Source organism: Shewanella indica, from assembly GCF_002836975.1.
Classification (GTDB): Bacteria; Pseudomonadota; Gammaproteobacteria; order Enterobacterales; family Shewanellaceae; genus Shewanella; species Shewanella indica.
Genome location: NZ_NIJK01000006.1, coordinates 58,828 through 72,741, shown reverse-complemented (window position 1 = coordinate 72,741; position 13,914 = coordinate 58,828). Strand labels below are relative to the sequence as shown.

The window sequence follows — 13,914 nt, the reverse complement described above, 5'->3', positions numbered from 1 at the left end:
CTGACACTGCGCTTTATTGTTTTTCCATAAGAGACCCGTACTGCCCTAAACAGGTCTGACCATTAAAAGTGTGATCTGATTCTAACTTCTTGTTGGCCGGTTTTAAACACTTGTTTGTTTTTTTAACACTAGCCAAGGGCGCAGGGAATTCTTTACCATAACCGCTGTCTATAGTTGGGCCTTAAAATAAAACGAGTAGCATCATGCCTTTGAGTCGATTTCATGCACTGCGGACCTATCTGGATCAAGTGATCATAGGTCAGCCAATTTTGACCGAAAACCTGCTTATCGCTCTGATAGCCGATGGCCACCTGTTAGTGGAAGGACCACCGGGGCTGGCCAAGACCCGGGCCGTTAAAGCGCTGTGTGATGGCATTGAAGGCGACTTTCATCGCATTCAGTTTACCCCGGACCTGCTGCCGGCCGATTTGACCGGCACCGACATCTATCGCGCCCAAACCGCGACCTTTGAATTTGAGGCCGGGCCGATATTTCACAACCTTATTCTGGCGGATGAAATCAACCGCGCCCCGGCCAAGGTGCAGTCAGCCCTTTTGGAAGCCATGGCCGAAGGCCAGGTGACGGTGGGCAAACACTCCTACAAATTACCGCCGCTGTTTTTAGTGATGGCAACCCAAAACCCGCTGGAAAACGAGGGCACCTACCCGCTACCGGAAGCCCAGCTTGATCGCTTCCTGATGCACCTGAACCTGGATTACCCGGAGGCAGACACTGAGCTTGAGATCCTGCGTTTGTCCCGCAGCGAAGCCAAGACCCACGGCATGGAGAAAGTCACTCCCATAGGCCAGCAGGAAGTATTCCTCGCCCGGGAGCAAGCGCTGGAACTGTATCTGGCCGAGCCGCTGGAGCGTTATATTGTCGACTTGGTGATGGCTACCCGCCAGCCTCAGCGCTACAGCGACCAGTTGGCCAAGTGGCTGGAATACGGCGTCAGCCCGCGGGCGACCCAATCCATCGAGCGCTGCGCCCGCGCCCGTGCCTGGTTGTATCAGCGTGACTTTGTCTCCCCTGAAGATATTCAAGCCGTGGTGCCCAATGTACTGCGCCACCGCTTGCTGCTGAGTTATCAGGCGCAGGCCGAAGGCGTCAGCCGCGATCAGGTGATTGACCATGTGCTCAATCAGGTGGCCGTTCCCTGATGAAAGCCGCAGCAACAGACTCTTCACTGCCACTGTTTGCCGACGGCCTCCACCTGTGTGAGGCCGAGCTGCTTGCCTGCCAGAATATCGCCCGCGCTCTGGGTGACCGGCAGGGAAAAGCCCGTGCGGCCATGGCCGGTCACAGAGCCAGCCTGGTCAAGGGCCGCGGCATGGAATTTGCCGAAGTGCGCCACTATCAACAGGGCGATGATGTCCGCACCATAGATTGGCGGGTCACCGCCCGCACCGGCAAGGCGCATACCAAGCTGTTTGTCGAGGAGCGTGAGCGCCCTATTCTGCTGTTGGTGGATATGAAGCACAGCCTCTATTTCGGCTCCCAGCTATTATTACAGTCGGTACAGGCGGCGCATCTGGCGGCGACCTTGGGCTGGAATGCCATCATGCAGGGCGACCGTCTCGGCGCGCTGGTGGTGGGCGATAGCGCCCACAGAGAGCTTAAGCCAAGAGCACGCAACCAGGGGATTCTGGCACTGATATCGGCGCTGGTGGCGGTACACAAGTCGCAGCTCGAAGCGCTGGACAGCCCCCATGAAGATGGTCAGGCGTTAATGCTCCAGGCCTGTCAGCGTCTGGCACGACTGGCCAAACCCGGCTCCCTTATCTGGATAATCACAGACGGCAACGGATTTGGCAGCGAATGTCAGCAGGCGCTGTCGGAACTCAAACGCCACTGCGAGCTGGCGGCCTTTGTGGTAACAGATCCCATGCGCCAAGGCACACTCGAGCTGCCACGGCAGTTTGCCCTGCCGGTACGGGAGTCGGGCCGCAGCCTGATCCTGGATCGCAGCGGTTATGATGCCTGGCTCGGTCGTCAGCGCGCCAACCTGGCGCAGTTTGATACCCTGATGCAACAACTCAAGGTCCCGGTTCGCACTCTGGATGCCGGCCGGCGCCTCAATCAACAATTGACACTGTTAAGATGAATCCCAATCAAGCCAATCCGACGCTGAGTGCGCTCAAGGATATTCAACTACCGGCCGAGGTGCCCTTTTGGCCTCCGGCTCCCGGTATTTGGCTGCTGATGCTGCTGGCCTTGTTACTGCTTGGCGCCGCGGCATTCTTTGGCTATCGGCGCCTGCAGACAGCCAAGGCTCACAAGGCGGTGGCTCAAGCCGCCATGACTGAACTGATGCAGTTGCAGGACCAGGACCCGGAGCTGCTATCCAAGATGAGTGCATTATTGAAACGCACCGCCATCAGCTATGGTGAGCGTGCCCAGGTGGCCGGACTCAGCGGTAAACCCTGGGCCGAGTATCTGGATAACGCACTGCCAGCCAAGCTGCGTGGGCGCTTCGCCTCTTTGCTCGAAAATCAATACAGTGGTCAACCGAGCGCAGCCCCTGCCGAGTTGCGGGCACTTTGTGTTTGCTGGCTCAAGTGCGCACCGAAACACTTTGCCAAGGGAGGTAAACCAAGATGCTGACCCTCCATTGGCCCTGGTTACTGCTGCTTATTCCACTGCCGCTGCTGCTTGCCTATCGCCCCGCCGTCAACAGCGGTGGTCAACTGCAACTGCCCGGCGTCGATGCCCATGCCCGCGAGCAGCAACAAAGCAAACGCAGAGCGCCCTTGAGTCTCTGGCTGTTGTGGTGCCTGTTATTACTGGCGATCGCCCGGCCACAGTGGCTCGGCGAGCCCATAGAGCTGCCCACAGAGGGGCGGGACCTGATGCTGGCGGTGGATCTCTCCGGTAGTATGCAGATTGAAGACATGGTGCTCGATGGCAAAGCGGTAGACAGATTCACCCTGATCCAGAAAGTGGTCAGCGACTTTATCGAGCGCCGCGCCGGCGATCGTATCGGCCTGATATTGTTTGCCGATGCCGCCTATCTACAGGCGCCACTGACTCAGGACAGACGCTCTGTGGCTCAGTATCTCAAGGAAGCCCAAATCGGCCTGGTGGGCAAACAGACCGCCATTGGCGATACCATTGCCCTGGCGGTAAAACGCTTCGATAAGGTGAAAGACAGCAACCGGGTGTTGGTGCTCTTGACCGACGGCTCCAACAATGCCGGCAGCATAGTGCCGGATCAGGCCGCCGCCATTGCCGCCAAGCGCGGCATCACCATCTACACCATAGGTGTGGGCGCCGATGTGATGGAACGTCGCACCCTATTTGGCCGTGAGCGGGTCAACCCCTCGATGGATCTGGATGAAGCCCAGCTGCAACGGATAAGCGATGCCACCAAGGGGCGCTATTTCCGTGCCCGGAATACCGAAGAACTGGAGCAGATCTATCAGGAAATCGACAAGCTGGAGCCCGTCAGCCGTGACGCCCTCAGTTACCGGCCGCAATCCGAGCTGTTTTACTGGCCGCTGGGACTGGCGCTGGCGCTGAGCGTACTATTGCAGCTGCAAAGCCTGTTGCTCAGCGTCTGGCCGGGGCCTTGGGGGAGGAAATCATGAGTTTGCACTTTATCCGTCCCGAATGGCTGTGGGCCTTAGTACCGCTGGCATTGCTGTTAGTGCTGCAAAGTCGCCGTCAAGCGGGCCAATCTGACTGGGATCGTTATATTGCGCCTCATCTGGCGCCACTGCTGTTGACCCAAGGTAGCAAAAGCCGCCGAAACCGCCTGCCCTGGCTTGGTCTGGTCTGGTTAGTGGCAGTACTGGCCTTAAGCGGCCCGGCGCTTTACAAGAAACCCCTGCCGGTATTTGCCAGCAGCACAGGACGGGTGCTGGTGATGGATATGTCTTTGTCCATGTATGCCACAGACGCCGCCCCCAACCGTTTGACCCAGGCCAGGTTCCGCGCCACGGATCTGCTGGGGCAACTCAATGAGGGGGAAACCGCCCTGCTGGCCTACGCGGGTGATGCCTTTATCATCAGCCCCTTGACCCGGGATCGCAACACCCTGCTCAATCTGTTGCCAACCCTGAGCCCGGCCATCATGCCAGTGCGCGGCTCCAATTTAACCGCGGCGCTGGAGAAAGCCAAGGAGCTGCTCAGCCAGGGCGGCCACCTGCAGGGCGATATCATCTTGATGACAGATGGCGTCGGCAGCCGTCAGCTCAATGCCGCCAAACAGGCGATTGAGGGCAGTCACTACCGCTTGGGCATTCTGGCGATAGGTTCATCCCAGGGTGCACCGATAAGGCTGCCGGATGGGCAACTGCTCAAGGACAGCCGAAATGAAGTGGTAGTGCCGGCCACCGACTTTGGCATGCTCAGCGAGCTGGCGAGTGCCGGGAACGGCATTTTGGTGCCCTACAGCAACGACGGCAAGGATCTGCAAACGCTGGTGCAGTGGCTCGCCACCAGCTCGGATGCCACAGAAACAGATCTTGCCGGCGATACCTGGGTCGACCTTGGCCCCTATCTGGCATTCTTGCTGTTGTTGCCGCTGCTTTTAAGCTTTCGCAGCGGCCTGCCGGTACTGTTGCTGCCCTTGAGTCTTGGCCTGCTTGTCAGCCCACCTAGCCAGGCGAGCGGCTGGGATGACCTTTGGCAAACCCGAGATCAGCAGGGAATGCAGGCATTCAAGCAAGAGGATTTTGCCACTGCCGCCGACAAGTTTGTTGACCCGGCCTGGCAAGGCAGCGCCCGCTACCGCGCAGGCGATTATCAAGGCGCGCTGCAAGCCTTCGAGCAAGATGACAGTGCCACAGGCTTATACAACCAAGGCAATGCCCTGATGCAGCTTGGCCAATATGAAGAAGCCATCAAGCGCTACAGTGACGCCCTGACACAAGTGCCCGATATGCAGGATGCCATTGACAATAAGGCGTTGGCGGAATCCTTGCTAAAGCAGCGAGAGCAGCAACAAGATCAACAGAGCCAGAATAAGCAAGAGGATCAAAGCCAGCAGGATCAACAACAGAGTTCTCAGTCCGGCAAGGATCAGAGTCAGGACAGCGCCCAGGGTGACAACAGCCAGGGCCAAAACCAGGACAAAGAGCAAGGTCAAAACAGCCAAGCCGACCAAGGCTCAAGCAAGGACTCGGACCAGGGCTCAGATAAAGACGCTAACAAAGAGAATAGCGCTCCATCCGCTGCCGACTCGCAAAATGCTGCTGACAATGCCGCCGAGAAGGACGCCGAAGGCGCTCAGAACCCGCAGAATGCCGAGGATAACACCGGCGCAGACTCTGAGCCTGAGATGCAGGCTGCTTTGCCGCAAGAGCAAGAGCCGCAAAATGAGTCAAGCACAGCTGCAAGTCAAAACGGTGCAGCTAAGCAGGATGGCTCAGAGTCTGATGCCGACAAAGCCAACTCGGCGAGCCTTGCCGAGCAACAAGAAGGGCCAAACGATGAGCAAAGTGATGAACAGGTTAAGGCACAAGTTGCCGCCTCGTCACTCGATGACACCGAGCCCCTGCCCCCCGAAATGGAGCGGGCGCTGAAGGCATTGGTGGATGACCCGGCCACTTTGCTGCGCAACAAGATGCAACTCGAGTATCAAAAACGCCGCCAGCGCGGCGAGACACCCAAGGACAATGAACAGTGGTAACTAGACTTATTCCTCTATTGCTTCTGTGCCTGCTGCCGCTCAAGGCACTGGCACTGACACAGCTTCAGGCCTCGGTCGATCGCAATCCCGTGACCGAGAGCGAGTACTTTATGCTGTCCGTGGTGGCAGATGATGAACTCGAAGCCCAGGCACTGGACACCTCGGCCCTGTTGAAAGACTTTATCGTCGGCCGCACCAGCGTCAGTCGCAGTACCCAAATCATCAATTTTGATGCCCGCAAGGAAACCCGTTGGCAAGTGATGCTGACCCCCAAAACCACAGGTCAGGTCACTATTCCGGCCCTGAGTATCGATGGCGTCAGCAGCGATGCCATCGAATTGAAGGTAATGCCGGCCGGTAGCCGCCCGGAGGCGCAAAAAAAACTGTTCCTGCGTACCAGTATCTCGGCCAAGGAGGCCTATGTCGGCCAACTGCTCACCTACAAGGTAAAACTCTTTCTGGCCGTTGAGCTGCAGCGTGGAGTGTTGTCGGCCCCCTCTATCAGCGGCGCCCAGATAAAACAGCTCGGCGAGGATAAAGAAAGCAGTGAAATAGTCAACGGCCGCCGTTTTCGGGTGATAGAGCGCAGCTACGGCATCATAGCCGATGAACCCGGCGAGCTGGCGATTTCCGGTGCCAACTTCTCTGGCGATGTGCTGGTCGATACCCCAAGACGCGGCATGTTCGCCTTTCAGGAAAGTCGCCCCATGCAGGCCCAGAGTGACAGCATGCTGGTCAGCATCAAGCCGATCCCGGCCGAATATCACGGCGACTGGCTGGTATCGGATCTGGTGATGCTCAAAGAGGAATGGGACGACAAGCAGACTTTTGAAGTGGGTCGCCCTATTACCCGCAACCTGACACTGCTGGCATCCAATGCCGATGAAACCAGCCTGCCGGAGCTGAAACTGAGCTTGCCGGACAATCTTAAGAGCTATCCGGAAAAGGCGCAGCGCAAGACCTTCGTTCGCGACAACCAACTTGTGTCTCAACTGACCCAAACCATTGCCATAGTGCCCTCCAAACCGGGGAGTTATACCCTGCCGGAGATCAAGGTGCCTTGGTGGAATCCGCATTTAAAGCAGCAGGAGTTCGCCCTGCTGCCGGCGCGCACTATCCAGGTAGCCCCCGCCGCCGATATGCCGCAGCCCGTCATCAACCCGCCGCAGGAAGAATCAAACCTCAGTGCCGGCTTCTGGCCTTGGTTGACCGCTCTGTTTGCGTTGCTGTGGCTGGCCACCTGTGTGTTGTGGCTAAAGGCGCGCAAACAACAAGCGATAGCCGCTCCGGCAACAGTGGCGCAAGCTCAAACAAGCGAAACCAGGCCGGGGTTGGCTCAGGCTTGTCAGCAAGGGGACTTGAGCCGGGTATTCAAGGCATTGCTACAGGAACTCAGTGATATCACGGGCCATAGCGTCACACTCGATGAACTGCCTAAACTGGCACCTGAGTTGGCCGTCGTGGTCGCCAAAATTCAGGCCAGTCGCTATGGCAGACAAGGCAGCGATCCCGCTCAGTATTTCCCGGCGCTGCTGCAAACCTTTGAGCGCTTCAAGAGCCAATACTCCAAGGCGGCTGATTCGACCTCGGTGCTGGCGCCGCTGAATCCTTAATCTACAGCTTCAGCCATAGCGATTAGACGCTATGGCTGAGTGCTTGTCCGGGTAAAGTCCGCAGTCCCCCCTTTTTCAACACCTTTAACAGCTGACTCTTTAAACAAACGCTGGCTCTTTAAACAAACGGTTATCTCTTTTTTTCAACAGTGTGTTTACCCAATTCCCAATATTGGAGCCACCACTTTTACCACTTACTGAGCTTAAATCCAGGCTAAATCGGGCTTGTAACCAAATTTACGCTCATGGTATTTGCCAGAATGCCCTCAAGGCCATTAAGCTTAGCGGCAACAAAAATAAAACAAGCATGAAAATGTTCGATAGCTGGCGAAAGAAAAAGTCTGATGATGCGGTCATTTCTGACATGCTGAATAAACAAAGACGTTACGATAGCCTGGTCAGGGCGCTGCATGCCGATATCTACCGCTACGCCTTCTGGCTTTGCGGTGATCGCCATATAGCCGAAGATATTACCCAGGAAACGTTTCTCCGGGCCTGGCGCTCGCTGGATTCATTGAAAGATGACAAGGCGGCCAAGGCGTGGTTAATCACTATTTTACGGCGGGAAAATGCCCGCCGCTTTGAGCGTAAGCAGTTTGATTATGCCGATATCGGCGAAGAGCATTGGCAGGATCCCGGTTCCCAGAGCCAGGAAGAACATGCCGATCACTACCTGCTCAGGCGTCAAATAGCCCAATTGGAACCCGAGTATCGGGAGCCTTTGTTATTACAGCTGATAGCCGGATTCAGTGGCGATGAAATTGCCCAATTACTGGATCTAAACCGAAATACTGTCATGACCCGCTTGTTTCGGGCCAGAAATCAGTTAAAAGAAGCACTGGAACACTCCAAGGTCAGAGGTCAATCCAATGGATGAGCTGAAGTTTCGCCGCCAGGCCTATGGCGACCCCAATAATCAGGATCCCGAGTTTCTCGAGGCCCTAAGCCAAAACGAAGACAATCAGGCGTTTGTCGCCGAACTCAAGGCACTCGATGGCAAGATAAGTCAGGCGCTCAGAATTCCTGTGGCCGAAGACCTGAGCGAAAAACTGCTGCTGAAACAACAGTTGGCCGTGCACCATCATCAACGCAAACGTACAGGCTGGATGCTGGCGATGGCCGCATCCATCGCATTTGTTGCCGGAGTCAGTTTCAGTCTCTGGCGTCAGGGACCGGTGGACTTAGGACAACACGCACTTGCCCATGTGCGCCATGAAACCATGGCCATGACCAGTAATGCCGATATCTCTTATCAAGCGATCAATGCCGAACTGGCATCGCTCAAAGGATTGGAAACAGTCAGATTCAACAGCCAACCAGGACGGGTATTTTACAGCACCTTCTGCGATTTTCAGGGAATAGAGAGTATTCACCTGGTGTTGGCCGGTGAACGCGGCAAGGTGACAGTGTTTATTGTGCCCCCTGAACACAGGGTGATGCTGGCCGAAGCCTTTGCCGATAGCGAATACCGGGGAGAGGCGATAAAAACCGACTCAGCTTACCTGGTGTTGGTAGCCGAATATCCTCAAGACCTGGACGCTGTTAAAGAAGAAATAAAACAGAGCTTTATTTGAAGAATCAGGCTTTGCAGTACCAAATATGAGGCAGTATTGCCTAGTAGTTGACTCATAGGTAAGCATGAAAAGCCTTGGGGAAGGTTGGCCTTGAAAAGTTTATCGGATTAAACCGACTTAATCCTCGGTCTTAAATGCAGTTTTTTAATATAATTTTTCAGTACCTTGTCATATCCAGGATAGGAAATCGGCCACGGGCTCTTTGACGGCATCACTACTTTGAGCCAGAAACAGCTCGCCACAAGCCAGCGCATCGGTCAGCGCGTTGTGGGCCGAGTACGGCGGCAAATGATAGCGGCTGCGACAGGCACCGAGGCGCAGACTACCGCTTGACAACACCTCCTGCTGTCGCTGCAGGCGCGTCTTTTCCAACAATAGCGTATCTATCACAGGAAGATGCAGCTTAGTACCATACGCCTGCTGACAAAGCCTGCTGAGAAAAGCGCAGTCCAACGGAGCATGATGCATCAGTAAAATGCGCCCCTGACTTTGCCGTAGCAGCCAAGGCAAGAGCTGTTCGGGCGCCAGCGCCCCCTGTTCAAGATGGCGATCCATAATGCCGTGAATCGTGGCGCTCTGACCGACACTGCCGTCAATACTCACCAATTTGTGGCGCGCGCCGCTGAGCTCCAGTCTGCCTTTGTTGATCGGCACCACACCTATGGAGAGGATCTGATCGCAACCCGGCTTAAGGCCGGTCATTTCCAGGTCCAGCGCCATCAGGGGTGCCTCTGCCACAGGCTTAGATAACACAAGGCTCAAGGCCTGATAAAAAGACTTGAGTGGCTCTCTTGCCTGCCAGCAATGCCAGGCCAGACGGGTTCTATGCAGCAAATGCATCCTAGAAACTCCGGGTAAATTTGAGTTTCAGCGCCGCCTGGGCATCATGCACCACTTTGAAGGCATCCCTGAGTTGGTGGCGCATCAGCGAAGAGAGCGCCTGCGGCATCAGAAAATTGCTTATCTTCTGGCCCTGGTCAAACTGACGCCCCTGATTGGCCAGCCGCATATGGGCAATAAATTCATGGGCATCGGCAAGATTGAGAGCATCTTTGCGGCTCAACAGCTTGCTCTCCATCAAGGCGCGGATCCGTTTGGCGGTATTAACCTCTTTAACGCCGGCGGCCAAGGCATATACCCGGGCGATATCATTGATAAGGGCGCTGCCCCTGTGTTTAAGGTCCATCCCCTTGACCTCACTGCCATCCCTGTCAAGCACGAATTTACGGAAGAACCCCAATGGCGGCGACTCACTTAAGGCGTTGCCGGTCAAGGCCGCCAGAAAGATATCGTTATCTTTGGTCTGCACCAGCACCTTGTCCTGCAGCGCAGCAAACAGGCTGTCCGGCCCATATACGGAGCGCATATCAAAAAAGATGCTGGCATGCATCAAGGCCTTGGGCTCAGGGGTGTTAACCCAGGAGGCGAACTTCTGCTGCCAGCTTGCCAGCGACAAACACCAGTTGGGGTTTTGCGCCATGATATCCCCGGGGCAGTATACATAACCGCATTCATTGAGCCCGGCGCACACCCCCTTTGCCAAGGCCTGAAAGTAACCTCTGGCATGCTCATCCGGCTCTTCGGCCAGCAGTAGACCGTTGTCCTGATCCGAGCAGGCGGCCTGATCCTGCCGTCCCTGTGAGCCAAATGCCAACCAACAAAACGCCATCGGCGCCTCCCCAAGCAGCGCCTGATTGAGCTGGATAAGCCTGCGGGTAAGCGCATCGGTAACTGAGGTCAGTACCCGGCCAATCTCCTCGGCGCGGGCATCGGCGCTGATAAGATTTTGCAGCAAAAGTGGGATCTGCCGACTGACACTGATGAGGCTTTGTAAATCTTTTTGCCGTTCTATCTCGCCAATCAGCAGCAAAGGTTGGGATGCCTGGCTGCGCAATATGTCTGTGCTGGTGATCATCCCCACCGGCTGCCCTTGCTCCATGACCGGCAGATGGTGAATATTGTGCTCGCTCATCAGCAGCATGGCTTCAAATACCAAAGCCTGAGCCTCTATATGCACAGGCTGACCTGTCATGGCCTGAAACACGGCTTCATTGCCGGTAAGCCCCTCGGCCAGCACCCGATTACGCAGGTCCCTGTCGGTGAGTATCCCCACCAGTTTGTGATTATCCAGTACCAGTACAGACGACACCCTGTGCTTCCGCATCAGCTTGGCCGCGTCTGTGATGGAAAAGCGGTGATCGACGCCAATGGGCTCATGGGTCATCAGAGTGCTGATCCGGCTGGTAGTGGTCAGATCCCTGGCCCGAAAACGCCCTTGATGGCGCAACCTCTTGGCATAGGCTCGGTTAAAAAAACGATCGAAGCTGCGGCATTCCAGACGCAGAGTATCAAACAGCGCCGGCGGCACATGATAGACCAAGCCATCTTCAAGGATCAGTACCTTGTTACAACTCTCTTCACCCGACAACAGAGAGGGAAAACCGAAATAATCGCCCTCTCCCAGGCGGTCAAGTAGTTCGCCCTCGGCATCACGTACTTCAAAGGCGCCACTGCGAACGATATAGAGCATGGGATTGGCTGAATCCAGCGGCACGGCTTTCATCGACTTGCTGTAATACCCTATGCTGATGGCGCGGCAACATTGCTCCAGCATGGGTTGCGGCAGTTCATCGAAAGGAACCGTCTGTTGCAGAAAGTTGCGAATGGGCAGCAGTTCACTCTCATCCATGGGCGGCCTTTAAAGTTGAATTGACTCATCACAGTATTGCCCACTCTGAAGAGTACTGACTATCTGGCTTTAGTCGAATATCGCCGGCTCTGAAACAGAAGGCCCGAAACAGAAAGCCCAAACCAAAGAAAAATAGCAAGGTGAGCATCCAACCCAAGCGAGATTGATAAAAAATCCCCCGGCTAAGCGGGGGATCTTCTATTTATGCGACTGCAGATCAATGATCCTGCGCCGTGCCTGCCCCTTTAGGGAAGCGAATAGACTCAACCATTTCCTGCACATGTTCAGGAACAGCGGCTGTCATCTTGGCAACGATAATCGCTACAACAAAGTTGATTATCATGCCAACCATGCCGATACCTTCCGGCGAAATACCAAACAACCAGTTATCGGCATTATTGCCAGCCGGATTGATAAACTTGAAGTAGATGATATAGCCCGCAGTAAAACCAAGCCCCATCACCATACCGGCAATGGCCCCTTCCTTGTTCATCGACTTGGAGAAAATCCCCATCACAATTGCCGGGAACAGTGACGATGCCGCCAACCCGAATGCCAAAGCCACCACTGCCGCCACAAAACCGGGTGGGTTGATCCCGAAGTAGCCTGCGATAACAACGCCTACAGCCGCCGCGGTTCGCGCATAGAACAGCTCCTTCTTGTCTGAAATGTCCGGCATTAAGTTTTTCTTCAATAAGTCATGGGATACCGAAGTTGAGATCACCAGCAACAAGCCCGCAGAAGTAGACAGCGCTGCCGCCAGACCACCGGCCGCCACCAAGGCAATCACCCAAGCCGGCAGATCGGCGATTTCAGGGGTCGCCAGCACCATGATATCGCGATCGATATCCATTTCATTATTGCTGTCGTCGGTGAGGTTACCCTTGGCATAGTACATCTTGCCGTCACCGTTCTTATCGTTCCACTTGATAAGCCCGGTACTTTCCCAGTTTTTAATCCACTGCGGCGCAGACTCATAGGCGACACCGGTAGATTCAGGGCCATTGATGGTTTCTATCATGTTTACCCGGGAGAATGCTGACAAGGCCGGCACAGTGGTATACATGATGGAAATAAATACCAGTGCCCAACCGGCGCTAATACGGGCATCTTTTACCTTGGGTACGGTAAAAAAGCGCACAATCACGTGGGGCAGACCGGCAGTCCCCACCATAAGCGCTGCCGTGATAGCAAATACATCTATGGTGCTTTTAGCGCCTTCGGTATATTCAGAGAACCCCAGCTGGGTTTGCAGGCCGTCGAGCTTTTGCAACAGATACACCCCGGTATCATTCCCGGCGGCATCTATCAGCTCAGCGCCAAAACCGATTTGCGGAATGACATGACCTGTCATCATCACAGAGATAAAGATGGCTGGAACCATAAAAGCGAAGATCAGCACACAGTATTGCGCCACCTGAGTGTAGGTGATCCCCTTCATGCCTCCGAGTACCGCGTAGAAGAACACTACTGCCATACCTATATACACCCCGGTATCGACATCCACTTCCAGGAAGCGAGAGAACACCACACCAACACCACGCATCTGTCCGGCAATATAGGTAAAACAGATGAAGATGGCACAGATCACAGCCACTACTCGAGCCGCCTGGGAGTAATAACGCTCACCAATAAAGTCAGGCACAGTAAACTTGCCGAACTTACGAAGGTAAGGTGCCATACACAAAGCCAGCAACACATAGCCGCCGGTCCAGCCCATCAGGTACACGCTGCCGTCAAACCCCACGAAGGAGACGATACCTGCCAGCGAGATAAAGGAAGCTGCCGACATCCAGTCTGCCGCCGTCGCCATCCCATTCATCACAGGGTGCACCCCACCACCTGCAACATAAAAATCTTTGGTAGAACCGGCTCTTGACCAGATGGCAATCCCGATATAAAGGGCAAACGAGAGCCCCACAATTAAAAATGTTAGTGTTTGAACATCCATCGGCCAGCTCCTTAGTCTTCGTGTACGTTATATTTTTTATCTAAGGCATTCGCTTTGGCCGCATAAACGAAAATCAGCACTACGAACACATACATGGAACCTTGCTGGGCGAACCAGAAGCCAAGCTTGAATCCCATAAAATGAATTTCATTGAGAACGTCCACCAGTAAAATCCCACAACCGTAGGAAACAGCAAACCAGATGGCCAGCAGTCCCAGTACCAAGCGCAAATTTTCGCGCCAGTACCCCTTTGCCTTGTCATTGTTTTCAAAACCCATAGCGACTCCCCTGTGGTAATAATTATTAAGTCACAGTTAATCTAGCAACCGCCGGGAGCGCTACAATCAAGACCTTAGTCTAAGCTAAAATTCACACACCATTAACAATCAGGGTAAAGCAAATACAATCATAAAGTTAAGATAAAAATCATCAATTAAACGCTCGTTTATTTGCTA

The 13,914-nt window shown here is 54.8% G+C and carries 12 protein-coding genes; 8 read left to right on the top strand and 4 right to left on the bottom strand.

Annotation, left to right across the window (positions count from 1 at the left end):
* The first annotated feature begins 203 nt into the window (after positions 1 to 203).
* The 8 genes from CX650_RS01320 to CX650_RS01285 all read left to right on the top strand — a co-directional run bounded on the left by CX650_RS01320 (position 204) and on the right by CX650_RS01285 (position 8,819).
* Positions 204 to 1,160, top strand: coding sequence for an AAA family ATPase (locus CX650_RS01320; RefSeq protein ID WP_100145617.1), 957 nt, complete (start codon positions 204 to 206; stop codon positions 1,158 to 1,160).
* Complete coding sequence (locus tag CX650_RS01315; protein WP_100145615.1) at positions 1,160 to 2,104, top strand: DUF58 domain-containing protein; 945 nt, start codon at positions 1,160 to 1,162, stop codon at positions 2,102 to 2,104. The genes CX650_RS01320 and CX650_RS01315 overlap by 1 nt, the downstream gene beginning before the upstream one ends.
* Positions 2,101 to 2,604, top strand: coding sequence for a DUF4381 domain-containing protein (locus tag CX650_RS01310; RefSeq protein ID WP_101094811.1), 504 nt, complete (start codon positions 2,101 to 2,103; stop codon positions 2,602 to 2,604). Before CX650_RS01315 ends, CX650_RS01310 begins: the two co-directional genes overlap by 4 nt.
* A complete protein-coding gene (locus CX650_RS01305) occupies positions 2,598 to 3,587 on the top strand; it encodes a vWA domain-containing protein (RefSeq protein ID WP_101094810.1) in 990 nt (329 codons plus the stop codon). The genes CX650_RS01310 and CX650_RS01305 overlap by 7 nt, the downstream gene beginning before the upstream one ends.
* Positions 3,584 to 5,632, top strand: a complete 2,049-nt coding sequence (locus CX650_RS01300; protein ID WP_101094809.1) for a vWA domain-containing protein — start codon at positions 3,584 to 3,586, stop codon at positions 5,630 to 5,632. The genes CX650_RS01305 and CX650_RS01300 overlap by 4 nt, the downstream gene beginning before the upstream one ends.
* Positions 5,626 to 7,245, top strand: a complete 1,620-nt coding sequence (locus CX650_RS01295; RefSeq protein ID WP_101094808.1) for a BatD family protein — start codon at positions 5,626 to 5,628, stop codon at positions 7,243 to 7,245. Before CX650_RS01300 ends, CX650_RS01295 begins: the two co-directional genes overlap by 7 nt.
* A gap of 313 nt (positions 7,246 to 7,558) precedes the next feature.
* Positions 7,559 to 8,122, top strand: coding sequence for a sigma-70 family RNA polymerase sigma factor (locus tag CX650_RS01290; protein WP_101094807.1), 564 nt, complete (start codon positions 7,559 to 7,561; stop codon positions 8,120 to 8,122).
* Positions 8,115 to 8,819 carry a DUF3379 domain-containing protein gene (locus tag CX650_RS01285; protein ID WP_101094806.1) on the top strand — a complete coding sequence of 235 codons (705 nt, stop codon included), beginning with the start codon at positions 8,115 to 8,117 and terminating at the stop codon, positions 8,817 to 8,819. Before CX650_RS01290 ends, CX650_RS01285 begins: the two co-directional genes overlap by 8 nt.
* Before the next feature lie 168 nt (positions 8,820 to 8,987).
* On the opposite strand, the gene CX650_RS01280 is transcribed toward CX650_RS01285, so the two are convergent.
* The 4 genes from CX650_RS01280 to CX650_RS01265 form a co-directional block, all read right to left on the bottom strand.
* Positions 8,988 to 9,659, bottom strand: coding sequence for an exonuclease domain-containing protein (locus CX650_RS01280; RefSeq protein ID WP_101094805.1), 672 nt, complete (start codon positions 9,657 to 9,659; stop codon positions 8,988 to 8,990).
* A 1-nt stretch (position 9,660) separates the two neighbouring features.
* The gene (locus CX650_RS01275; RefSeq protein ID WP_101094804.1) at positions 9,661 to 11,508 is read right to left on the bottom strand and encodes a DUF294 nucleotidyltransferase-like domain-containing protein; all 1,848 of its coding nucleotides are present in this window, start codon (positions 11,506 to 11,508) and stop codon (positions 9,661 to 9,663) included.
* A gap of 217 nt (positions 11,509 to 11,725) precedes the next feature.
* On the bottom strand, positions 11,726 to 13,459 hold the full coding sequence (locus CX650_RS01270; RefSeq protein ID WP_039032821.1) for a sodium:solute symporter family protein: 1,734 nt from the start codon (positions 13,457 to 13,459) through the stop codon (positions 11,726 to 11,728).
* Positions 13,460 to 13,470: 11 nt separating this feature from the next.
* Positions 13,471 to 13,737, bottom strand: coding sequence for a DUF4212 domain-containing protein (locus CX650_RS01265; RefSeq protein WP_039032820.1), 267 nt, complete (start codon positions 13,735 to 13,737; stop codon positions 13,471 to 13,473).
* Positions 13,738 to 13,914: the final 177 nt, after the last annotated feature.

Excerpts from the sequence above, each read along its gene's own strand:
- CX650_RS01320 (WP_100145617.1), top strand. The coding sequence starts at position 204 with ATGCCTTTGAGTCGATTTCATGCACTGCGGACCTATCTGGATCAAGTG.
- CX650_RS01305 (WP_101094810.1), top strand. The coding sequence starts at position 2,598 with ATGCTGACCCTCCATTGGCCCTGGTTACTGCTGCTTATTCCACTGCCG.
- CX650_RS01290 (WP_101094807.1), top strand. The coding sequence starts at position 7,559 with ATGTTCGATAGCTGGCGAAAGAAAAAGTCTGATGATGCGGTCATTTCT.
- CX650_RS01315 (WP_100145615.1), top strand. The coding sequence starts at position 1,160 with ATGAAAGCCGCAGCAACAGACTCTTCACTGCCACTGTTTGCCGACGGC.
- CX650_RS01300 (WP_101094809.1), top strand. The coding sequence starts at position 3,584 with ATGAGTTTGCACTTTATCCGTCCCGAATGGCTGTGGGCCTTAGTACCG.
- CX650_RS01275 (WP_101094804.1), bottom strand. The coding sequence starts at position 11,508 with ATGGATGAGAGTGAACTGCTGCCCATTCGCAACTTTCTGCAACAGACG.
- CX650_RS01310 (WP_101094811.1), top strand. The coding sequence starts at position 2,101 with ATGAATCCCAATCAAGCCAATCCGACGCTGAGTGCGCTCAAGGATATT.
- CX650_RS01285 (WP_101094806.1), top strand. The coding sequence starts at position 8,115 with ATGGATGAGCTGAAGTTTCGCCGCCAGGCCTATGGCGACCCCAATAAT.
- CX650_RS01280 (WP_101094805.1), bottom strand. The coding sequence starts at position 9,659 with ATGCATTTGCTGCATAGAACCCGTCTGGCCTGGCATTGCTGGCAGGCA.
- CX650_RS01270 (WP_039032821.1), bottom strand. The coding sequence starts at position 13,459 with ATGGATGTTCAAACACTAACATTTTTAATTGTGGGGCTCTCGTTTGCC.
- CX650_RS01265 (WP_039032820.1), bottom strand. The coding sequence starts at position 13,737 with ATGGGTTTTGAAAACAATGACAAGGCAAAGGGGTACTGGCGCGAAAAT.